Below are 22,592 nucleotides of genomic sequence, written 5' to 3' on the forward strand. Positions count from 1 at the left end.
ATTTGTAAAAAGAGAAAAAATCGAGACATGGTATAATAGTAGTAGAATTCTTGTATGTGGGGTGTATGACATTATGCATATCTTAGCTGTAGGCTTAAATTATAAAACTGCCCCTGTCGAAATCCGTGAAAAACTGACCTTTCAGCCGAATGAACTCGGAGATGCTATGAAAGCACTGAAAGAGCAGAAGAGCATTCTTGAAAACATCATTGTTTCGACTTGTAACCGGACAGAGATTTATACAGTTGTGGACCAGCTTCATACTGGCCGTTATTATATTAAAGCATTTTTAGCCGAGTGGTTCGGCCTTGATAAGGACACATTTTCTCCTTTTTTGACCATGTACGAAAACGACGGTGCCATTGAGCATCTTTTCAGCGTTTCATGTGGCCTTGATTCAATGGTTCTCGGAGAAACACAGATTCTCGGCCAGGTGCGTACAAGCTTCATGCTCGGACAAACAGAAGGTACGATCGGAACGGTTTTTAACCATCTGTTTAAACAGGCAGTGACGCTTGCCAAAAAAGCACACTCTGAGACTGATATCGGAGCTAACGCAGTTTCTGTCAGCTATGCAGCTGTTGAACTTGCGAAGAAAATATTCGGCGACCTGACGAACAAGCACGTCCTTATTCTAGGTGCCGGCAAAATGGGCGAGCTTGCTGCACAGAACCTTCATGGCAGCGGAGTGCGCAAAGTGACGGTTGTAAACCGCACGTTTGAAAAAGCAGAGGTTCTGGCCAGAAAATTCAGCGGCCATGCAAAAGGGATAAATGAACTGCAGTGCGCGCTGGTCGAAGCGGACATCCTGATCAGCTCAACCGGTTCAAGTGATTTTGTCATCACAAAAGAAATGATGGCTCCTGCTGAAAAAATGAGAAAGGGCAAGCCGCTGTTTATGGTGGATATTGCGGTTCCCCGTGATCTTGACCCTGCTCTTGATGAACTTGAAAGTGTGTTTCTGTATGATATTGACGATCTTCAGGGAATTGTGGACGCCAATCTTCAGGAGCGCCAAAAAGCAGCGGAGGAAATCGGATTGATGCTAGAGGCAGAGATTGTCGCTTTCAAGCAATGGCTCGGCACACTCGGAGTTGTTCCTGTCATTTCGGCGCTTCGCGAAAAAGCGCTTGGCATTCAGGCGGAAACGATGCAAAGCCTCGAGCGCAAAATGCCTAACCTGACTGACCGTGAACTGAAGCTTCTGAACAAGCACACAAAAAGCATTATTAACCAGATGCTCCGCGATCCGATTCTTAAGGTTAAAGAGCTTGCTGCTGATTCGGACGCAGAACAGAATCTGGAGCTTTTCATGAAGATCTTTGATATTGAAGAAGCAGTTGAAGAGCAAAAACGCAGAGAAAACTCGGTTTCTTTAAGCAGCTCTCAGGCGGTGCCTGGGCAGGCAAGAGCTTCACTTCAAACGTAAGTGAGAGGAATTTGATGTATGCCAGAAATGAGTTTACCTAGAATAAATGAACTGATTATTATTCTTTATGCATTCAGTGTTCTCTTTTTTTTCATAGATTTTATTCATAACAACCGGAAGGCCAGCAAAATTGCCTTCTGGTTGCTTTCTATTGTTTGGCTGCTGCAAACAATTTTTTTGTTTTATCAAATGTTTGAAACCGGCAGATTTCCAGTCCTGAACATATCAGAAGGGCTTTATTTTTATTCGTGGGTGCTTGTGACGCTGTCAGTCGTCTTAAACCGTTTTTTGAAAGCGGATTTTATCATCTTTTTTACAAATGTGCTCGGATTTATCATGCTGAGCATCCACACATTCGCGCCGTCACAATATGAGTCGGCAGCGGTTTCCGGACAGCTGATTTCGGAGCTTTTGTTTATCCACATCACAATGGCCATCCTGTCTTACGGGGCTTTTACTCTGTCTTTCGTTTTTTCTATTTTGTATTTGATTCAGTACAATTTGCTGAAGAAGAAAAAATGGGGAAAGCAGCTGATTCGGATTGACGATCTGGCCAAGCTTGATCACATGTCATATGTATTAAATGTGATTGGTGTACCGATGCTGTTACTGAGCTTAATTCTCGGAACGATCTGGGCCTATCTGAAAATCCCGAACTTCCACTGGTACGACGCGAAGGTAACCGGTTCGTTCATGATGCTCCTTGTGTACGGCTACTATTTATACAGCCGGATTGTGAAGGAATGGCATGGAAAACAGGTGGCTTATTATAACGCAGCAGCCTTTTTAATTTTATTAATTAATTTCTTTTTATTCGGAAGCCTTTCAAGGTTTCATATTTGGGACTCTTAATGCAAGATACATCCTAGTTGGAGGAACTCATTATGCGCAAAATCATTGTAGGATCCAGACGAAGCAAACTGGCTTTGACCCAGACGAATTGGGTGATTGACCAGCTGAAAAAAATCGGGCTGCCTTTTGACTTTGAAGTCCGGGAAATCGTGACAAAGGGCGATCAGATTCTTGATGTCACCCTCTCAAAAGTGGGAGGAAAAGGCCTTTTTGTAAAAGAGATTGAACAGGCCATGCTTGACGGCGAGATTGATATGGCTGTTCACAGCATGAAGGATATGCCGGCTGTACTGCCGGAAGGGCTGACAATCGGCTGCATTCCGCACCGTGAAGATGCAAGGGATGCTTTTATTTCTAAAAATCACGTCAGTCTTGCTGACCTCCCTGCAGGTGCAGTGGTGGGAACAAGCAGTTTAAGAAGAAGCGCCCAGCTCCTTGCCATGAGGCCTGATCTTGATATCAAGTGGATCAGAGGCAATATCGACACGCGCCTGGCAAAGCTTCAGCATGAAGATTATGATGCGATCATCCTTGCAGCAGCCGGTCTTGCGAGAATGGGCTGGAGCCAGGACGTTGTGACAGAATTTCTTGATGCGAAAGACTGCGTTCCGGCAGTCGGCCAGGGCGCGCTTTCCATCGAATGCCGTGCAGACGATCATGAGCTGCTTACTCTTTTGTCCCATTTTACGGATGAAGCGACACAGCTTGCCGTACAGGCAGAGCGCACCTTCCTTCACGTGATGGAGGGCGGATGCCAGGTGCCGATTGCAGGGTATGCAGAAGTCGCTTTTGACAAAGAAATTTCGCTTACCGCACTGATTGCCTCTCCTGACGGAAAAGAGATCTATAAAGAAAGAATCACAGGCAAAGATCCCGTAGCCATGGGAAAAGAAGTGTCTGAAAGACTGATAGCTCAGGGGGCAAAGCAGCTGATCGACAAGGTGAAAGAGGAGCTTGACCTTTAATGGCCGGCGGTCTCTCAGGAAAGAACATTCTGATTACGAGAGAAGAGACGCAGGCAACCACTTTTGCAGCGAAAATTAAAAAAGCCGGCGGAGTTCCTGTTACTGCTCCGCTGATTTGTTTTGAAAAAGCGAAGGATATACATAATCTTAAAAAGGAAATCCGTGGGATAAAGTCGGAGGACTGCCTTGTCTTTACAAGCATGAACGGCGTGCTTTTCTTTTTTGATTTTCTGAAAGAGCACGGCATCTCTTCTGATTTCCTGTCTGATTGCACGTTTGCCGCCGTGGGGCGGAAAACAAGGCAGCTGATTGAAGACAGGGGCTATACAGTCAGAATCATGCCGAAGGAGTATGTAGCAGAAAGGCTGGCTGAAGAAATCGCGGGGAGCATCAGGCATGACCAGCATGTTTATCTCTTCAGGGGGAATCTTGCCAGGGAAATTCTTATGAAAGAATTGACTCTCAAGGGCTTCTCCGTGACAGACCTTACGCTATATGAAACAATACATAATATAGAGGATGGAAACAGGATTGAGCAGCTGCTTCAGGAACAAAAACTCGATTACATTACCTTTACCTCCTCATCCACAGTTGATGCCTTCATGAAGGTCATGAAAAACAAAAATCTGGATACTCTGCTTGAGGGCGTTACGCTTGTGAGCATTGGACCGATTACACATAAAACACTTAAGAAGTACGGCTATGACGGCATTGTATCAGATCCGTACACCATCGATGCCATGATTGACCGTATCCAAACACACGCTGAAAGGAAGGAATAAGCTATGGACATTCAATTTACAAGACACCGCAGACTGCGAAGCACAGGCAGCATGAGATCACTTGTCCGCGAAACACATCTGCACGCAGAAGACTTTATTTATCCGATCTTCGTTGTAGAAGGCGAGCAAAAACGCAATGAGGTAAAATCAATGCCCGGCGTTGAGCAGATTTCGCTTGATTACCTGAATGCAGAAATGCAGGAGGTAAGCGATCTTGGAATAAAATCTGTCATCGTCTTTGGAGTGCCTGATCAAAAGGATGAGCTTGGCACACAGGCTTACCATGACCACGGCATTGTTCAGCGTGCGATTGCACAGATTAAAGAAAATTTCCCTGAGCTTGTTGTGATTGCCGACACGTGTCTTTGCCAGTATACAGACCACGGCCACTGCGGAATTGTGAAAGAGGGAAAAGTCCTCAATGACCCGACGCTTGATCTGCTGGCGCGCACTGCGGTCAGCCAGGCAAGAGCGGGTGCTGATGTCATCGCTCCTTCAAACATGATGGACGGGTTTGTGGCTGCTATCCGCCATGGCCTGGATGAAGCCGGATTTGAAGATGTGCCGATTATGTCATACGGAATTAAATACTCAAGCGCCTTTTACGGACCTTTCAGGGATGCTGCCCACAGCACTCCCCAGTTCGGAGACCGGAAAACGTATCAGATGGATCCTGCCAACCGTCTTGAAGCACTCAGAGAAGCAGAATCGGACATGATGGAAGGGGCGGACTTCCTGATTGTGAAACCTGCCTTGTCTTACCTTGATATCATCCGCGATGTGAAAAACAACTTTAACGTGCCGATTGTTGCCTATAACGTAAGCGGCGAATATGCCATGATCAAGGCAGCCGCACAAAACGGCTGGGTCGATGAAAAGGCAATCGTGATGGAAATGATGATCAGCATGAAGCGCGCCGGTGTTGATATGATTTTGACGTATCATGCCAAGGATTGTGCACGCTGGCTGAAGGAACAACACTAAACGCAGGAGGAGAAGTCAAATGCGCAGTTATGAAAAATCAGGCAGGGCCTTCGAAGAAGCTCAAGGGCTGATGCCGGGCGGAGTGAACAGTCCTGTTCGCGCCTTTAAATCAGTCGCCATGGATCCTATCTTCATGGAGCGTGGAAAAGGCTCTAAAATTTACGATATTGATGGAAATGAATATATTGATTATGTGCTTTCATGGGGACCGCTAATTTTGGGCCATACAAATGACGCTGTTGTTGAAGCCATTAAAAAGGTGACAGAATCCGGTACAAGCTTCGGGGCTCCGACTTTAATTGAAAATGAGCTTGCCAAGCTTGTGATTGACCGCGTGCCGTCTATTGAAATCATCCGGATGGTGAGTTCGGGAACAGAAGCAACGATGAGTGCTCTGAGACTTGCACGCGGATTTACTGGAAGAAACAAGATCTTGAAATTTGAAGGCTGCTATCACGGACACGGGGATTCTCTTCTGATCAAAGCAGGTTCAGGCGTTGCTACGCTGGGACTGCCTGACAGCCCGGGAGTTCCCGAAGGAGTAGCCAAGAACACGATAACTGTTCCATACAACGACATGGAAAGCGTAAAATACGCCTTTGAACAGTTCGGTGATGACATTGCCGGTGTGATTGTGGAGCCGGTTGCAGGAAACATGGGAGTTGTTCCTCCGCTTCCAGGCTTCCTCGAAAGCCTGCGCAGCATCACACAGGAGTACGGCTCACTGCTTATCTTTGATGAAGTGATGACAGGCTTCCGGGTTGATTACGGCTGTGCTCAAGGTTACTTCGGCGTTACGCCTGACCTGACATGCCTCGGAAAGGTTATTGGCGGTGGACTTCCTGTAGGTGCATACGGCGGCCGTGCCGACATTATGAAACAGGTTGCGCCGAGCGGACCGATTTACCAGGCAGGCACCCTGTCCGGAAACCCTCTTGCGATGACAGCTGGCTATGCAACGCTCAGCCAGCTTACTCCGGATACTTATAAAGAGTTCGGCAGAAAAGCGGACATCCTTGAAGAAGGATTAACAGCGGCTGCTGAAAAACACAGCATTCCGATTACAGTGAACCGTGCGGGATCAATGATTGGCTTTTTCTTTACAGACGAGAACGTCATCAATTTCGAAAAAGCGAAAACATCCAATCTTGAGTACTTCTCGAAGTTCTATCGCGAAATGGCAAATGAAGGTGTGTTTCTGCCGCCTTCACAGTTCGAAGGTCTGTTCCTTTCTACTGCCCATAGTTATGAAGATCTTGAAAAAACGATTGCAGCGGCAGATAAAGCATTCGCTGCCCTTAAATAAGATGAAGACCCCCTGCGCGTCAATGTGCAGGGGGTTTTATTATTTGGGTGTATATCCTGATTTCCGGCTCAGCCATTTGCTGGCAAGGATAATGGTCAGTCCAATAATGGCGACGGCAATCATAAGCAAATCAGATACGATCGTGATCCACAACGGAATCTGAAGCAGAAAAATTGCGCCGATGATAACAAAGAATAGGGGTCTCATACGAATCTCCTGAATGTTTTTCTTTTAGTATAGCAAATGGGGCGGAAAAAAGAGAACCTGCAGACGGCAGGTTCTCTATGTACTCAGTATTTAGCTGAACCTTCTTTGGCTTTTCCGGCGCCTTCCTGAAGGTTCCCTTTCAGTTTGTCTTTCTTTCCTTCACGCTGAAGCTCAGGATTGTTTGCTGCATTGCCCACCTGATCTTTCACTTCGCCTTTTGCCTGATTTACCTTGCCTTTTACTTTGTCGCTCATGCCATGATCTTTTGACATCATCAAACACTCCTTTCTTCTTGTATCTTTCATGTTCCCTGCATTTACAGAGCTTAAACCAGGCATTTAATCAAAAAAATCATAAACCTTCACCGTGCGGCATATTCCTTTAATGTCACAGGTATTTTCGTAAGGACACCTGAAAGGAGGAGTTCAAGTTGTCACAGGATCAACAATCATCATTGCGGTTCTCTGTTGAGGAATCCGTTTGGTTTCAAAAGGGACAGGAAGTGGGTGAGCTGTTATCCATCTCATTAGATCCAGACATCACCATCCAGGAGTTTGACCAGTACATCTCGATTCGGGGTGCGCTTAAGCTTACGGGTGAGTACAAAATAGATGAGGATTATAGCGAAGAGGAATTTGAATATGCCAATCTCCGTTTTATCAGCAATGTAGAAACGAGAGAAGACGGCATATCGCAGCTTGTTCACGGTTTTCCTGTAGATATCACGATTCCGAGGAACCGCATTGGAAACTTGGAAGAAGTTTATGTAACGATTGAATCTTTTGATTATGATCTGTCAGAAAGCAGAAACCTGAGGCTTGTAGCTGACCTTGAAATCAGCGGAATTGCAAGCGGGGATGCGGCTGTTGAGGCTGAAGAAGCTGAAGAAGAACGGGAACAGGAGCAGGCATATGTGTTTGAGCAGGAGCAGGAACCGGAGCTCCAGCCGCTGTTCCGCTCACCTCAGGCACTTTATGAAGAGGAAACGCAAGTAGAAGAGTATGATGCTTTTGCGCATGCAGGCAGCCAGAATCATGCGGATCTTTATGAACCGTTTCATGTAGAAGTGAAAAAAGAGGCTGCAGAGGAAGAAGCCGCTGCACCGGACATTTCTTATTTTGCAAGCAGGCCGCAGTATGAGGAAACGTATAAGGCGCCTCAAAAGCAAAGTCCGAAAGCAAGAAAAGAAGAAGAAGCAAGAAAGCAGGATGAACCAAAGCATACGGAAAACTCCCTCTACTTAACGAAGCTTTTTGAACGAGATGAAGAAGAGGAGTTTACAAAGCTTAAGATCTGCCTTGTCCAGCAGGGTGACACAATTGACAGCATTTGCGACCGATACAGGATTACGGTTCAGCAGCTGCACAGAGTCAATCAGCTGAATTCAAGCGCAGATGTGCATGAAGGCCAGACACTCTACATTCCTGTTTACGCAAATACTCATTAAGAAAAGAAAGCAGCTTGGGGAGGAGAGTTCCTCAGCTGTTTTTTTTGTAAGTCTCTTTACATGAGACCTGGTTAAAAGGAAGTGAGACAAAAAATGATGAGAGAAAATATGGATAAACTTGCGGAGGTTTTAAAAGAGTATGAGCTGAAAGCGGAATATGCGGAGTCTGTTACAGATAAACTGACGAAGGTCTATGCCAGTTCAGGTGCCTCCTACGCATTAAAAAAGATGTCATCGAACCGGAATGGCCAATTCATCGAAACGCTTCACGGTGCTCATCAGAAAGGGTATTCAGGGTATGTGCCCATCTTCAGAAACAGGCACCGGCAGTTTTTCACCTCAGACGGAGAGAACTGGTATTACATTATGCCCTGGCTCACGAACGAAACAGAAGAAGAGCGGGATGAGCGGCATAAAAATATGTTCAGGGAACTTGCAGCGCTTCATCAGAGAACGGCTGCTGAGGAAAAGCTGAATCAGAATGCACTGAAAATTCATTACGATACCCTTGCCAAGCAATGGGATGACAACAAAGCCCTGTATGAAAAATACGTGGAGGAATGCGAGAAGAAGTGGTATCTCTCCCCGTTTGAACTGCAGGCCGTCACCTATTACTTTGAAACCGCACGTGCGACAGAATTTGCCCGCAAAAAACTTGATGAGTGGTACGAAATGATGAAGGAAAAAGAGGATGTGCGGCAAGTCATGATTCACGGCAGAGCGTCCATTCATCATTACTTGTATGATGAACAGGGAACGGGGTATTTCACCAATTTTGAACATGCCAGGTATTCATCGCCCATTGATGATGCGCTTCTCTTTTATCACAGGACGTTCCATACGTACCCATTTGCAGATGATAATTGTGCCGACTGGTTTTACACCTATCAGCAGACGTTTCCATACAGAGAAGAGGAAATGCAGCTGTTCATCTGCTATCTTGCCTATCCGGATTTTGTCTACAAACAAGTGAAAAAGCACATGAACCTGAACGGCAGAAGCGCGTCGCAGCTTCAGAAAAATCAGGACCTGATCAAATCTTACTGGACCTTTAAAAACATCGAGTACTTCGTCATGAAGGTGACGCAGATCGAAGAAAACAAAAAACTGGCTGCTGAGCAGTCGACATAAACAAAACCCAATCGGTGATTGGGTTTTTTACATGCAAATGCAGCTCAGTATAACAATATTTAACCGTCTGAATTGTATTTCGCAGTGTCCAGCTCCGCATTTCGTTATATCCACTCCATATACAAAGCCACACCAAGCAAAATCAGCAGCGCCAGCAGGACAAGGTCGACGGGCGACGGGAAAATCAGGGTCCGGACGGTCTGAAAGATGGTAATCGGCACGATGAACTGTCCGGCAATGAGCTTGAATTGCTTTACATAAGGCGACAAGTTATAATCGTTTATTTTTCTGCGCATCCTAAAACTCTCCTCACTGAATCCTTCTTGTATAAAGAATATGTGCATTTACCCAGTTTTGTGCCTTTTCGGGAATAAAGGCTGTGAAAAATGGAGAAGATGATTGACGTGAAATGACTGGATTGTATACAATACAACATATATCATGTTTTCATAATCGAACACATACCGTGATAGGGAAGAGTAAAGCGGAAAGCTGTTTTCAGAGAGAGAAATCGCCTGCTGAGAGATTTCTTAAACAAGCGTGCTTGAAGGTCGCCCTGGAGTAATTCTCTTGAACCATGAAGTAGAGAGAATCGGCATGAACGCCGTTATCCCATTTGAGAGCACAGGTTCTTTTTTGCCTGTGAAAAAAGGTGGCACCGCGAAATCAACTCCTTTCGTCCTTTTACCGGACGAGGGGAGTTTTTTATTTTCCGAAAAGTGCGGAAATGAACTGATTTGAAGATTTTAAGGAGGAAGAAACATGGAGAACAAGGAGCAGACACTCTCTACAAAATATGATCCGCAGGCAATTGAGCGCGATCGCTACGACTACTGGCTGAAGGGAAAGTTTTTTGAAGCTTCAAACGACCAGGAAAAGCAGCCGTACACGGTTGTAATCCCTCCGCCGAACGTAACAGGAAAGCTTCATCTTGGCCATGCCTGGGACACGACGCTTCAGGATATCGTAACGCGCATGAAACGCATGCAGGGCTATGACGTTCTCTGGCTTCCGGGAATGGACCATGCCGGAATCGCCACTCAGGCTAAAGTGGAAGGAAAGCTTCGCGAGGAAGGCAAGTCGCGCTATGACCTTGGCCGCGAAAAGTTTGTTGAGGAAACTTGGAAATGGAAAGAAGAATACGCATCCCATATCCGCGCGCAGTGGTCAAAGCTTGGCCTTGGCCTTGATTATTCAAGAGAGCGGTTTACGCTTGATGAAGGACTTTCTAAAGCGGTTAACGAGGTATTTGTCTCTCTTTATAAAAAAGGACTCATCTACCGCGGCGAATATATAATCAACTGGGATCCGCAGACAAAAACAGCTCTTTCTGATATAGAAGTTATCTATAAAGATGTTCAGGGCGCATTTTACCACATGCGCTACCCGTTGTCAGACGGTTCAGGTGCAATTGAAGTTGCGACTACACGTCCTGAAACGATGCTTGGCGATACAGCGGTTGCTGTTCACCCGGAAGATGAGCGCTACAAGCATTTGATCGGCAAAACCGTTGTTCTTCCAATCGTAGGACGCGAAATTCCGATTGTCGGAGATGACTATGTGGATATGGAATTTGGTTCAGGAGCTGTTAAAATCACGCCGGCTCATGATCCGAATGACTTTGAAATTGGAAACCGCCACAGCCTTGAACGTGTTCTTGTGATGAATGAGGACGGAACGATGAATGCAAAAGCAGGAATCTACAGCGGCCTTGACCGTTTTGAGTGCAGAAAGCAGATCGTGAAGGATCTTCAGGAAATGGATGTTCTGTTCAAAATTGAAGAGCACATGCATTCAGTCGGGCATAGCGAGCGGAGCGGAGCGGTTGTTGAACCGTACCTATCTACGCAGTGGTTCGTTAAGATGCAGCCTCTTGCAGATGCAGCGATTGAGCTTCAGGACAAAGAAGACAAAGTCAACTTTGTTCCAAACCGTTTTGAAAACACGTATATGCGCTGGATGGAAAATATCCGCGACTGGTGTATTTCAAGACAGCTTTGGTGGGGACACCGCATTCCTGCCTGGTATCATAAAGAAACTGGCGAGGTGCATGTTGATCACGCACCGCCTGCAGACCTTGAAAACTGGGAGCAGGATACAGACGTACTCGATACGTGGTTCAGTTCCGCACTGTGGCCGTTTTCTACAATGGGCTGGCCGGATGAAGATTCCGTTGACTACCAGCGCTACTATCCGACAGATGTACTTGTAACAGGCTATGACATCATTTTCTTCTGGGTTTCCCGCATGATTTTCCAGGGTCTTGAATTTACCGGCAAGCGACCATTTAAAGACGTGCTGATCCACGGACTTGTACGCGATGAGCAGGGACGCAAAATGAGTAAATCGCTTGGAAACGGCGTTGATCCGATGGATGTGATTGATAAATACGGAGCGGATTCTCTTCGCTACTTCCTTTCAACAGGAAGCTCGCCTGGCCAGGATCTGCGTTTCAGCTACGAAAAAGTAGAAGCAACATGGAACTTTGCCAATAAGATCTGGAACGCTTCACGCTTTGCACTGATGAACATGGACGGACTGAAATTTGATGAAATCGATCTGACCGGTGAAAAATCAGTGGCTGACAAGTGGATTCTGACACGACTCAATGAAACAATTGAGCACGTGACAAAGCTTGCCGATAAATACGAATTCGGTGAAATCGGCCGTCATCTGTACAACTTCATCTGGGATGATTTCTGTGACTGGTACATTGAAATGGCGAAGCTTCCGCTATATGGCGACGATGAAGCGGCTAAAAAGACAACACGTTCAATCCTTGCATACGTACTGGATAACACGATGAGACTTCTTCATCCGTTCATGCCGTTTATTACCGAGGAAATTTGGCAGAACCTTCCGCACGAAGGGGAATCCATTACAATCGCAAAATGGCCGGTTGCCGATGCGTCTCTGACTGATGAAGCAGCAGCGGCAGATATGAAGCTTCTAGTTGAAGTGATCCGTTCGGTTCGAAATGTAAGAGCTGAAGTGAACACGCCGATGAGCAAGCAAATTCCAATGATGATTAAGGCAAAATCAGCAGATATCCAAAATCAGCTAGAGCAGAACCGCGCCTACATCGAGCGTTTCTGCAACACGTCCAGTCTTTCAATCGGCACGGATGCTGAAACAGGCGACAAAGCGATGACATCTGTTGTAACAGGAGCGGAATTGATCTTCCCTCTTGAAGGCTTGATCAACCTCGATGAAGAAATAGCACGCCTTGAGAAAGAGCTTGATAAATTAAATAAAGAAGTTGAACGTGTTCAGAAAAAGCTGAGCAATGAAGGCTTCGTTAAAAAAGCGCCTGAGAAGGTTATAGAAGAAGAACGCGCGAAAGAAAAAGATTATACAGAAAAAAGAGAAGCCGTTCTCTCAAGAATCGGAGAGCTGAAAGGCTGACCTGCAAAGACTCGGGTGTGATTTATGATCATGCCCGAGTTTTCATGTATAAAAAAAGAAGGGGCAGATAATATGTTTCAAACGTACGAAGAAGCTGTCGGATGGATACATTCCCGCCTCAGATTCGGCATCAAACCCGGCCTGAAGCGTATGGAATGGCTGATGAACAGACTCGGTAATCCCCATAAAAAAGTGAAAACCGTCCATGTGGCAGGCACAAACGGAAAAGGGTCAACCATTGCCTACATGAGAAACGTGCTTACAGAAGCAGGCTATAAAACCGGCACCTTTACATCCCCGTTCCTTGAAACCTTCAACGAGCGGATCAGCATGAACGGAATTCCTATTCCGGATGCGGAGATGCTGTTTTTGGCAAATACGATAAAACCGCTGTCAGACGAGCTTGAGCAAACAGAGCTTGGAGGGCCGACCGAGTTTGAAATCATCACCGCTATGGCTTTCTATTATTTCGGAAACCATGAAAAAACAGATGTGCTGCTGCTTGAAACAGGGCTTGGAGGCACATTTGATTCAACGAATATTTCAGAGCCGGTCCTGACCATGATTACTAGCATCGGATATGATCACATGCATATCCTTGGGAACACCATAGAGGAAATTGCCGGTGAAAAAGCGGGCATCATCAAGCATGGTGTACCAATGCTTACGGCAGTAACGGATGAGCGCGCTCTGAATGTTATAAAAAGAAGAGCGGCAGAAAAAAATGCTGATCTTTTCCACGATTCTTTTCCTGTTCTGAAACACGAACCGCTTATGGGCGGGGAAAGGTTTGATATGAAAACACCGTATCACTCATTCGAAGGGCTTGAGATTTCCATGAGGGGAGAGCATCAGGTGCAAAATGCCGCGCTTGCTGTTATGGCTCTGGATTATTTACGGGTCCACGGCTTGTTTGCTGCCGGAGATGAGCACATTCGAAAAGGCCTTCATCAGACAAATTGGAGCGGAAGGTTTGAACAGGTTTCCGAGTTTCCTGCCATCATCCTTGACGGCGCGCACAATAAAGAGGGAGCAGAAAGTCTTGCGGCAGTGATGAGAAGGCACTATGCCGGCAAACGGATTCATGTTCTTTTTTCAGCCCTGAAAGACAAGGAATACAGCCCGATGATTTCAACTCTTTCCGCTATTGCAGACAGCATGCATTTCACAACCTTTGATTTTCCGAGAGCTGCTGGAGCATCAGAACTGTATGAAGCATGCACGCATCCGGTAAAATCGTTCCATGAAGACTGGAAAGCGGCGATTGATGAAATGATTGCAGCGGGCGAAGGGGGAGACATCTTTTTAATAACAGGTTCTCTCTACTTTATTTCTGAGGTTAGGCCTTATTGTCGAAAAATATAACATGAAAATTAGGCTGATAGTCCCGAAATAAATGACAAAAATCTGAATTTTTGTTAAAATATTAATAACAGCACGGCGGGAGAGGGGGACAATCCATGGAAAAAAAGCTGAAGTCCATTTTGTGGGCCGTCTGGGCCATCGTATTTCCTTCATCACTATTTGCAGCGTACACTCTCTGGCCGGTAAAAATTTCAGGAAATGAATGGACGATTGCCGCTTTTCTGGTTTTCATGTGCATTGTTTCGATTTTCCCGATCATTGTCAATGAAACTCCTGTCTTTTTCGCTCAAGGTGTTTCAATATCCGTTTTTCTCCTTTTCGGGCCCTTCGTTGAAATGATTCTTATGCAGGCAGCCCTCACTGTGCTTCTGCTGAAGCTCAGAGTTGGAAAACGGGAAATTTACCGCTTTCCGACGAACTCCCTGATGTTTCTGATCGTATCAGCAGCAGGGGCAGCCGTTTATTATGCGATTGGCGGTACACATGAACGGGAGGCTCTCACCTTTCCATTTATTCTCAAAGTGATTGCCTATTCCTTTACCATTTGCCTTGTTAATCACTTCTTTCTCCAGCATGTGATCAGAGGGTATTTTTATAAGAAGAAAGAAAAATTTTTCTCGAGGGATTTTCTGTGGGAAATTCTCACAACGCTCATGTTTTTGCCGGTGGGCATTTTGCTCTACATTCTGTACCTTGACCTTGGATTTGAGGCATTGTTTTATGTGGGCATTCCATTTGTGGGAACCTCCTATATCCTTATTTTGCTGTCTCGCAGCCAGCGCCTCAATACGTATCTACAGCAGGCAAGCGAAATCGGTCATCAGCTGACAGAAAGACTTGAGGTAAAAGAAGTCGTAGAAGTGTATCTGGAGAAACTGACCTCCATGATCAAAGTGGACTATGCATATATTATTGATGTGATTGAGGACAATGAGCTGAAGGTCATCCGCAAACTTGAAAACGGCCGTATCGTCAAAAACGTACAGGAATCCATATCAGTTCACCATGGTGTCAGCGGTCTGGTCTATGCAACCAAAAAAAGCATGCTGTACACAAAGCGGGATCAATGGGCGAAACTTGAGAAAACGCTGCTGCCGCAAAGCATAGAGAGCGTGATTGCGGTTCCGATTGTCAGAAACCAGAAGGCAGTGGGGATTGTCATCCTTGCTTCAAACAAAAAACGCTTCTATGACCGGGCACAGCTGATGATCACCGATCTGTTAACCGCTTATCTTGGTGTGGCAATAGAGAACGCAAAAAGCTACGAAGAGACGAAAAAACAAAGTGAAAGATGTCCATTGACGGGCCTTTACAATTACCGCTATATGGAAAAGCTTCTTGAATATGAATACAATGAACTGGTTCAGCTTAAGGGCCAGCAGCTTTCCATGATCCTGCTCGACATTGATCATTTTAAAAAGGTGAATGATACATACGGGCATCAGGCAGGAAACGAAATTCTGATCTCGCTTGCCGAGCGGCTTACGAGATTCATAGGTGACAGAGGTACGGTGGCAAGGTACGGCGGGGAAGAATTTGTGATCCTTCTTCCTAACATGGACAAGCCATCGTGCTTTGCAACCGCCGAGGGCATCCGCCAAAGCATTGCAAACCGTCCCTTTATCGTCGAACAAAGCATCCAGCATCACGGAAAGAGGCAGCCTGTATCCATTACGGCAAGCATCGGCTATGCTACAGCCCCGGAAGATGCAGAAGGACCGCTCGACCTCATCCGGCATGCAGACCGCGCCATGTACATCGGTGCAAAGCAGGCGGGGCGGAACAGGGTTGCGGAATATGTGAAGTAAGATCAAAGGCTGAAATGGATTCAGTCCTGATCCAACAAAAAGGTGAAAGTCTGAGAAAACTCAGATTTTCACCTTTTTTTGGTGCAATGATGGAGTTTGTCGAAATGCGTTTGAGTAAGAAGTACTATATATGGAAATTGCTGCAGCAGCAGTGACGCATAAAGGGAAGGAGGATCATTCAATTGTTGAGCAGGGCTCAATATTGTCTGATCAACAAGGAATCTGCACTTTCTATTATAATTTATGGGCAATGTGGAAAATCTTTCTTTTCTTCTGGTTGGAGCTATTATACAATAAAACTAGTCGATTTTTGTCTAGTATTTGGAAAATGATAATTCGAATGACTTAGGTTTATTTAACTAGCAGAGAGCGTGTTGTGACAAAAGGGGGGGCATGAAGTGGGTACATCATCAAAAGGGAAAGTGTTTCTTGTTTTGTTCGGATGTGTTTTTATTCTCTTTGGATTTTCTTTTTTCGGTGTGAAAGCGTATGGGGCGCTTTTTAATGAAAAAACGGTTCCGGAAGGTGTGATGGCCGGCGGAATCTTATTATCGGGTTTAACAGAGGCAGAAGCGGAAGCGAAGCTGAATCAGGCTGTCACAGGCTGGAAAGAAAACAGCTTTTATTTTCTTCAGGCAGACCGGGAACTTGGCCTTGATTTAAATCTAGTCTCATTTGATCTGAAGAAAACGGCAGAGCTTGCACTTGCAAACAGAACGAACAAGCTGATTGCCTCTGTTGATGCAGAAGCTCTTGGCGTTTTTCTGGAAAACGAGCTTAAACCGGACATATTACCGGCTGTTGATCAGAAAGCACTTGCATCGGAAATTGAGCTTGCAGCGTCCGAATTAACGGAGGGAATCTTCACCCTGTCTCTTGAAAACTACCTTGTGAAAGAAAAGCTGCCTAAAACGCTGCTTGCAGGCTCGGCCATTCCTGCGGATTCAGTTCTTCTTCAGCAGCCGATTGTTATCAGCATCGAACCCTTGGGATCGTTTTCTTTAGAAGCTTATATGGAAGAAAATTCTCTTCAGCTGGATGATGATGCTTTGAGCCTGTTGGCAACAGGAATCTATCAGACGGTCCTTTTGACTGATTTTGAAATACTGGAACGGCACATCAGTGCAGAACTCCCGGATTATGCAGAACTGGGAAAAGAAGCGGCATTTGCAAAAGGAAAACGGGACCTTGTTTTTTACAATCCGAATGATGCTGCATATGAGCTGAAGCTTGCTCAGGACGGCGCTTCTCTAAACATCAGCATTGAAGGTGCCGCATTTGAGAACACATATAGTTTAACGATGGAAAATGAAAAGAGCTACAAGCCCAAAAAAATCATACAATACGATGCGGCTCTTAATGACAATACAACCAGAGTCATAGAAGTAGGAAGAAACGGCCAGTCGGCTGCCGTTTACAGAAACGAACTGGACCGTGCTGGAAAGCTTCTTTCAAGCACCCTGATCTCAGATGACTATTACGCCCCCGTTCACAGAGTGGAAGTGAAGCCGCTCAAGAAAGAACTGCAGGGGTCCGTTCCGGCTGCTCCAGGTGAAGAAGTTCAGCAGGGCGCTGAATCTGACCAAAATGATGCTCCGGCAAGTACGGAGAACCCTTCATCAGAAAACGAGCCAGTGAATAGTCCTCAGACTGATCGTGACCAGGAGCTTTGGGAAGAACCTGCATTTGAGAAAGGAGATGAATAACGCTTTGAAGCAGACGCGAAAAAGACTAGGAGATCTCCTTGTGGAAACGGGCCTTATAACCGATGAGCAGCTGAAGGTAACGCTGAAAGAAAAAAGCGAACGGCAGAAGCTTGGGGATGCGCTCCTTCAGCGCGGCTATATAACGGAGCAGCAGCTGATTGAAGTGCTAGAGTTTCAGCTTGGCATTCCGCATGTGAGCCTGTTCAGATATCCCTTCGATACGAAGCTTTTCACCCTGATACCAAAAGAAACGGCTAAACGCAATTATATGATCCCCCTGAAAAAAGAGGGGGACAAGCTGTATGTCGCAATGGCGGATCCGATGGATTACTACGCGATTGAAGATCTCAGACTTTCCACAGGTTTTCAGGTAGAACCGGCCATTGCCACGAAGGATGATATCTTAAGAACGATCACAAAGTATTTTGATATGGAAGAAGACATTGACCAGCTGATCGGGGCGCCTCAGGAGGCGGTGCAGGATGAGAAAGCTACTGAAGCGGATTCGCCGATTGTCAGGCTTGTCAATCAGCTGCTTCAAAATGCGGTCCAGCAGCGGGCGAGCGATATTCATATCGATCCGCAGGAGACAAAGCTCGCTGTCCGCTACAGAATAGACGGCGTCCTGAAAACGGAGCGGATTCTACCCAAACACATGCAGAGCGTTCTTACCGCCCGGATTAAAATTATGTCCAACCTCGATATTACGGAGCAGCGGGTGCCTCAGGACGGAAGAATTAAATTGACGCTTGATTTTCATCCGATTGATCTTCGTGTCGCCACTTTGCCGACTGTTTACGGGGAGAAAATTGTTCTCAGGGTGCTTGACCTCAGCAGTGCGCTGAATGATATGACGAAGCTCGGCTTCCATCCAAGGAATCTGGAGCGGTTCTCGCAGCTGATTGATCGGCCGTCGGGCATTGTGCTGATTACCGGCCCGACTGGTTCAGGGAAATCTTCTACGCTTTATGCGACCTTAAACAAGCTGAATTCAGAGGAAGTCAACATCATCACCATCGAAGATCCGGTTGAATACCAGCTTGAAGGAATCAATCAGATTCAGGTCAATCAGACTGTGGGCATGACGTTTGCTAAAGGGCTCAGATCCATCCTAAGGCAGGATCCGAACATCATCATGGTCGGTGAAATAAGAGATAAAGAAACGGCGGAAGTGGCCATACGTGCGTCTTTGACAGGGCACCTTGTACTCAGTACTCTCCATACAAACGATTCGGTCGGTACAATCACCCGTCTCATTGATATGGGAGTAGAGCCGTTTCTCGTTGCTACTTCTCTTTCCGGAGTCGTTGCCCAGAGGCTTGTCAGAAAAGTATGCCGCGATTGTGCGGAGACCGTTCAGCCTACTGTCCGGGAAAAAGAGATTTTCGCCAAGCGGGGCTTGACGGTTGAATCCATTGTACGGGGAAGAGGCTGCGGAACATGCAATATGACAGGGTACAAAGGCCGCCTTGCCATCCATGAACTGCTTGTTGTCACGGATGAAATGAAAAAAGTGATTATGAATGGTGAATCCTTTTCGGGAATACGCGAGCTTGCCATGAAAAACAAAACGCTTTTCCTGATAGACGACGGATTGCTGAAAGTAAAGCAGGGACTGACGACGACAGAAGAAATATTGCGCGTCGCCCTATCGGAGTGATGATGATGAAAATGAAACTTGAAGGAATTATGAGAGAGGCCTTTGAACATAAGGCGTCAGATATCCATCTTACCGTAGGGATAGCGCCTATGCTGAGAATCAACGGTGAATTGAGAAGCTACAGCGGTGTCGCTCTGCTGCCGGAGGATACGGAGGAAATGGCGAAATCCATACTTCCCAAGGCGATGTGGGAAAAGTTTCAGGAAAAAGGGGAACTGGATTTCTCATACGGCATATCAGGCGTTTCAAGATTCAGAGTGAACGCCTATAAGCAGCGCTCCTGTACAGCGCTTGCCATCCGGATTATTCCAACGTCCATCCCGACACTTGAGGACCTGCATCTTCCGGAAGTCCTGAAATCACTGTCCCATAAACCTCAGGGGCTTATTTTAGTGACAGGCCCGACAGGCAGCGGGAAATCTACCACCCTTGCAGCAATGATCCATCATATGAACCAGTCAGCGAGAAAGCACATTATTACACTTGAAGATCCGATTGAATATCTTCATAAGCATGGCTCGTGCATCATTGATCAGCGGGAAGTGGGATTTGATACATTGAACTTTGCCAATGGTCTGAGGGCGGCGCTAAGGCAGGACCCGGATGTAATCCTCGTCGGGGAGATGAGAGATTTGGAGACCGTTCATACGGCGATTACTGCTGCTGAAACAGGTCATCTTGTTCTTGGGACGCTTCACACATCCAGCGCGCCTTCAACGATTGACAGAATCATAGATGTTTTCCCTCCGAATCAGCAGGCACAGGTAAGAATTCAGCTTGCATCCGTGTTGACCAGCATTCTGTCTCAGCGCCTTTTTCAGACGGCGGACTTTAGAGGAAGAAGAGCAGCCACGGAAATTTTAGTGAACAACCCTGCCATTGCGAATTTAATTCGAAATGAGAAAATCCACCAGATTCATAACATCTTGCAGACAAGCCGTGATCAGGGAATGATGACGCTTGAAGGGTCAATAAGAGAGCTTGTTCAATCCGGCGTAATTTTGAGGGAAATGGCAGAGCCCTTCCTGCAGGAGACGATACGGTAATGGCGCGGTTCAAATATGAAGGCCGGGGAAAAGCTGGCCATACAAGCGGCGTAATCGCCGGCACTTCAAAACGGGATGCCATGGTGAAACTGCAGGAAAAAGGCCTTAGAATTACAAAGATTGAAGAGCTGCAGGAAACCTTGCTGACAAAAGAAATCAGCATAGGCAATCCAGTTAAGCTTCAGGATTTTGTCATTTATCTGCGGCAGTTTTCCACGCTGCTGAAGGCAGGAATATCTGTTGTTGATGCGACAAATATTCTTGCCAGACAAACAGAAAGCAAAGCACTCGGAAAAGCGCTTTTTGACGTTGAAGAAGAGCTCAAGTCTGGAAATCCGCTGTCTGCCGCAGCGGCAAAGCATAAGAAAATCTTCTCCACTATGTTTACGAACATGGTCAAAGCCGGTGAAGCTGCAGGAAATATGGACGAAACACTCGACAGGCTGGCGCTGCACTATGAAAAGCAGCATAAAACAAAGCAGAAAATTATTTCCGCTCTTGCCTATCCGGCAGTTGTCGGAATTGTTGCCATAGCGGTCGTCATTTTTCTTTTAGTGGCCGTTGTGCCGACGTTTGTGGATATGTTCCAGGACTTCGGGGCAGAGCTTCCCCTCATCACGAAGTTTGTGCTTGGGGCAAGTGAATGGATGCAGTCGTTCTGGTGGCTTGTGATTATCTTTCTCCTTCTGTTCTTCTTAGGGATTGCAGCCATGAAATCACAGCCTTCAACGAAGTATTATCTGGATGCGGCTGCACTGAGAATGCCAATCTTCGGAAAAATGCTTCAGAAGGCGGCGCTTGCCAGAATGACAAGGACACTCAGTTCTCTGTTCTCAAGCTCCGTTCCGATCCTGCAGGCGATTTCCATTGTAGAAAGCATCGTAGAAAACGAAGTGATCAGCCGGGTGCTGAAAGAGTCGAGAAATGCACTTGAAAAAGGTCATTCTCTCACAGAGCCAATGAGAGATCACTGGGTGTTTCCGCCGCTCGTTACACAGATGATTGCCATTGGCGAAGAGACCGGATCACTCGATGAAATGCTCTCAAAAGTCGCAGATTTCTACGAAGATGAGGTCGAGCAGGCGACAGACAGACTGAAGTCCCTGATCGAACCGCTGATGATTGTCTTTCTTGCAGGAATTGTCGGTGTAGTCGTGACTTCCATCCTAGTACCTATGCTTGATATTTTCAACAAAATAAATTAATTTTCGCGAAAAAATTAGCAGTAAAAACCAATTTTGTATGCTATAATGACGATAGACTAAGCACAAAGACCTATACTTCTAATTTACTAGATGAGGAGAAAGAGACATGTTTAAAAAAATGCTTAAGAACGAACGGGGATTAACACTTATTGAATTGCTTGCTGTTGTTGTCATTTTGGGGATTATTGCGGCTATTGCTGTGCCAGCTATTGGGAATGTGATACAGAATTCTAAGGAGGATGCTGTTCATTCTGAGGCTGTTTCAGTATATGAGGCTGCAAAATTACATGTTTCATCAAACAATCCGACTGATGCTAATAAAACATACACAAAGGTCGCTTCTGCTACAACTAGCGACGCTCTAAATGAATATTTAGATGGTGAGGGCGGTGGAGCATACACGATTACAATCAGTTATTCTGGAGGCAAATATACTTATTCCAATATTCAGGTCATTAAAGACGGAATTACACGAACGTACCCAACTGTTACTAAATTAAGAGCAAAAGATGCAAATGAAGATTAAGTGGCTGAGATGAAAAAATGACAGTCATTATCACATTTTACGGCCTTCTACTAGGCTCCTTCTACAATGTAGTCGGCCTCCGCGTTCCACTGAAACAATCCATAGTCGCACCCCGTTCCGCGTGTCCTGGGTGCGGACATACATTAACAGCAGGCGAGCTTATTCCTGTTGTTTCTTATGTTTTACAGGGCGGTAAGTGCAAAAAATGCAAAGTCCGCATTTCTCCGCTGTATCCGTTTGTGGAAGCGCTGACGGCCCTGCTGTTTGCTGCGGCCTTCCTGCTTTTAGGCTGGACAGGGGAACTAGCTGTTGCCCTGACGCTGATTTCGCTGTTTATGATTATTTTTGTGTCTGATGTGAAATACATGGTGATCCCTGATAAAGTGCTGTTGTTTTTCGGTGGCCTTCTGGCTTTCGAAAGAGTTCTCATTCCCCTTTCGCCATGGTGGAATCCGCTGGCAGGCGCTGCAGCCGGATTTTCACTGCTTTATGCGATTGCTTTCGTTACAAGGGGCAAAGGTATGGGCGGCGGGGATATCAAGCTCTTTGCCGTTCTTGGCCTTGCACTTGGATGGAAGCTTGTGCTGCTTGCCTTCTTTCTATCATGTCTCGTTGGCTCGTTTGCCGGAGGAATTGCGATGCTTCTTGGAAAAGCAAAGCGGAAGGAGCCGATGCCGTTCGGACCTTCTATCATGGCGGGGACTCTTGCAGCCTACTTTTTCGGAGAACAATTAATAGACTGGTATATCCGTTTGATCGGTTATTAGG

The 22,592-nt window shown here is 46.1% G+C and carries 20 protein-coding genes and 1 other annotated feature; of the genes, 17 read left to right on the forward strand and 3 right to left on the reverse strand.

Annotated elements, in window-relative coordinates; translation table 11 throughout:
- Positions 1-73 precede the first annotated feature (73 nt).
- From hemA to hemL, 6 genes are read left to right on the forward strand one after another with little or no spacing between them, the layout of a single operon-like run.
- Entirely contained in the window at positions 74-1,429 is a 1,356-nt protein-coding gene (gene hemA / locus ACTSEZ_RS13605) for a glutamyl-tRNA reductase (protein ID WP_369734704.1), read from the forward strand.
- Positions 1,430-1,447: 18 nt separating this feature from the next.
- A complete protein-coding gene (locus tag ACTSEZ_RS13610) occupies positions 1,448-2,281 on the forward strand; it encodes a cytochrome C assembly family protein (protein WP_369734705.1) in 834 nt (277 codons plus the stop codon).
- Between the two features lie 32 nt (positions 2,282-2,313).
- The gene (gene hemC, locus ACTSEZ_RS13615; protein ID WP_369734706.1) at positions 2,314-3,246 is read left to right on the forward strand and encodes a hydroxymethylbilane synthase; all 933 of its coding nucleotides are present in this window, start codon (positions 2,314-2,316) and stop codon (positions 3,244-3,246) included.
- Positions 3,246-4,028: a uroporphyrinogen-III synthase gene (locus tag ACTSEZ_RS13620; RefSeq protein ID WP_369734707.1), complete on the forward strand. Its 783-nt coding sequence runs from the start codon at positions 3,246-3,248 to the stop codon at positions 4,026-4,028. The genes hemC and ACTSEZ_RS13620 overlap by 1 nt, the downstream gene beginning before the upstream one ends.
- A gap of 3 nt (positions 4,029-4,031) precedes the next feature.
- Positions 4,032-5,012, forward strand: coding sequence for a porphobilinogen synthase (gene hemB, locus ACTSEZ_RS13625; protein WP_369734708.1), 981 nt, complete (start codon positions 4,032-4,034; stop codon positions 5,010-5,012).
- 19 nt (positions 5,013-5,031) lie between these two features.
- Positions 5,032-6,318, forward strand: a complete 1,287-nt coding sequence (hemL, locus tag ACTSEZ_RS13630; protein WP_369734709.1) for a glutamate-1-semialdehyde 2,1-aminomutase — start codon at positions 5,032-5,034, stop codon at positions 6,316-6,318.
- A 39-nt stretch (positions 6,319-6,357) separates the two neighbouring features.
- On the opposite strand, the gene ACTSEZ_RS13635 is transcribed toward hemL, so the two are convergent.
- Positions 6,358-6,525 (reverse strand): SoxR reducing system RseC family protein, encoded by a 168-nt coding sequence (locus ACTSEZ_RS13635; protein ID WP_139015502.1) that lies wholly within the window; start codon positions 6,523-6,525, stop codon positions 6,358-6,360.
- A gap of 83 nt (positions 6,526-6,608) precedes the next feature.
- A complete protein-coding gene (locus ACTSEZ_RS13640) occupies positions 6,609-6,797 on the reverse strand; it encodes a CsbD family protein (RefSeq protein WP_029566802.1) in 189 nt (62 codons plus the stop codon).
- 158 nt (positions 6,798-6,955) lie between these two features.
- On the opposite strand from ACTSEZ_RS13640, the gene spoVID reads away from it, so the two are divergent.
- Both spoVID and ysxE read left to right on the forward strand, forming a co-directional pair.
- Positions 6,956-7,972, forward strand: coding sequence for a stage VI sporulation protein D (gene spoVID, locus ACTSEZ_RS13645; protein ID WP_369734710.1), 1,017 nt, complete (start codon positions 6,956-6,958; stop codon positions 7,970-7,972).
- Between the two features lie 108 nt (positions 7,973-8,080).
- The gene (gene ysxE, locus ACTSEZ_RS13650; protein ID WP_369734711.1) at positions 8,081-9,103 is read left to right on the forward strand and encodes a spore coat protein YsxE; all 1,023 of its coding nucleotides are present in this window, start codon (positions 8,081-8,083) and stop codon (positions 9,101-9,103) included.
- 104 nt (positions 9,104-9,207) lie between these two features.
- On the opposite strand, the gene ACTSEZ_RS13655 is transcribed toward ysxE, so the two are convergent.
- On the reverse strand, positions 9,208-9,399 hold the full coding sequence (locus ACTSEZ_RS13655) for a YszA family small membrane protein (protein ID WP_029279333.1): 192 nt from the start codon (positions 9,397-9,399) through the stop codon (positions 9,208-9,210).
- A 161-nt stretch (positions 9,400-9,560) separates the two neighbouring features.
- Positions 9,561-9,790 (forward strand) — a binding site (T-box leader).
- Between the two features lie 75 nt (positions 9,791-9,865).
- On the opposite strand from ACTSEZ_RS13655, the gene ACTSEZ_RS13660 reads away from it, so the two are divergent.
- From ACTSEZ_RS13660 to ACTSEZ_RS13700, 9 genes are all read left to right on the forward strand, one after another.
- Positions 9,866-12,508, forward strand: coding sequence for a valine--tRNA ligase (locus ACTSEZ_RS13660; RefSeq protein ID WP_369734712.1), 2,643 nt, complete (start codon positions 9,866-9,868; stop codon positions 12,506-12,508).
- Positions 12,509-12,580: 72 nt separating this feature from the next.
- Complete coding sequence (locus ACTSEZ_RS13665; RefSeq protein ID WP_369734713.1) at positions 12,581-13,873, forward strand: bifunctional folylpolyglutamate synthase/dihydrofolate synthase; 1,293 nt, start codon at positions 12,581-12,583, stop codon at positions 13,871-13,873.
- 95 nt (positions 13,874-13,968) lie between these two features.
- Positions 13,969-15,681, forward strand: a complete 1,713-nt coding sequence (locus ACTSEZ_RS13670) for a sensor domain-containing diguanylate cyclase (RefSeq protein WP_369734714.1) — start codon at positions 13,969-13,971, stop codon at positions 15,679-15,681.
- Between the two features lie 398 nt (positions 15,682-16,079).
- Positions 16,080-17,387 carry a VanW family protein gene (locus ACTSEZ_RS13675; RefSeq protein ID WP_369734715.1) on the forward strand — a complete coding sequence of 436 codons (1,308 nt, stop codon included), beginning with the start codon at positions 16,080-16,082 and terminating at the stop codon, positions 17,385-17,387.
- Positions 17,380-19,047 (forward strand): GspE/PulE family protein, encoded by a 1,668-nt coding sequence (locus ACTSEZ_RS13680; protein ID WP_369734716.1) that lies wholly within the window; start codon positions 17,380-17,382, stop codon positions 19,045-19,047. The genes ACTSEZ_RS13675 and ACTSEZ_RS13680 overlap by 8 nt, the downstream gene beginning before the upstream one ends.
- A 5-nt stretch (positions 19,048-19,052) precedes the next feature.
- Entirely contained in the window at positions 19,053-20,093 is a 1,041-nt protein-coding gene (locus tag ACTSEZ_RS13685; RefSeq protein WP_369734717.1) for a type IV pilus twitching motility protein PilT, read from the forward strand.
- On the forward strand, positions 20,093-21,298 hold the full coding sequence (locus ACTSEZ_RS13690) for a type II secretion system F family protein (RefSeq protein ID WP_369734718.1): 1,206 nt from the start codon (positions 20,093-20,095) through the stop codon (positions 21,296-21,298). The genes ACTSEZ_RS13685 and ACTSEZ_RS13690 overlap by 1 nt, the downstream gene beginning before the upstream one ends.
- Before the next feature lie 106 nt (positions 21,299-21,404).
- The gene (locus ACTSEZ_RS13695) at positions 21,405-21,824 is read left to right on the forward strand and encodes a type IV pilin protein (RefSeq protein WP_369734719.1); all 420 of its coding nucleotides are present in this window, start codon (positions 21,405-21,407) and stop codon (positions 21,822-21,824) included.
- 17 nt (positions 21,825-21,841) lie between these two features.
- Positions 21,842-22,591 (forward strand): prepilin peptidase, encoded by a 750-nt coding sequence (locus ACTSEZ_RS13700; RefSeq protein ID WP_369734720.1) that lies wholly within the window; start codon positions 21,842-21,844, stop codon positions 22,589-22,591.
- The last annotated feature ends 1 nt before the right edge of the window (position 22,592 follow it).

The organism is Metabacillus mesotrionivorans, assembly GCF_052171315.1.
GTDB lineage: Bacteria > Bacillota > Bacilli > Bacillales > Bacillaceae > Bacillus_P.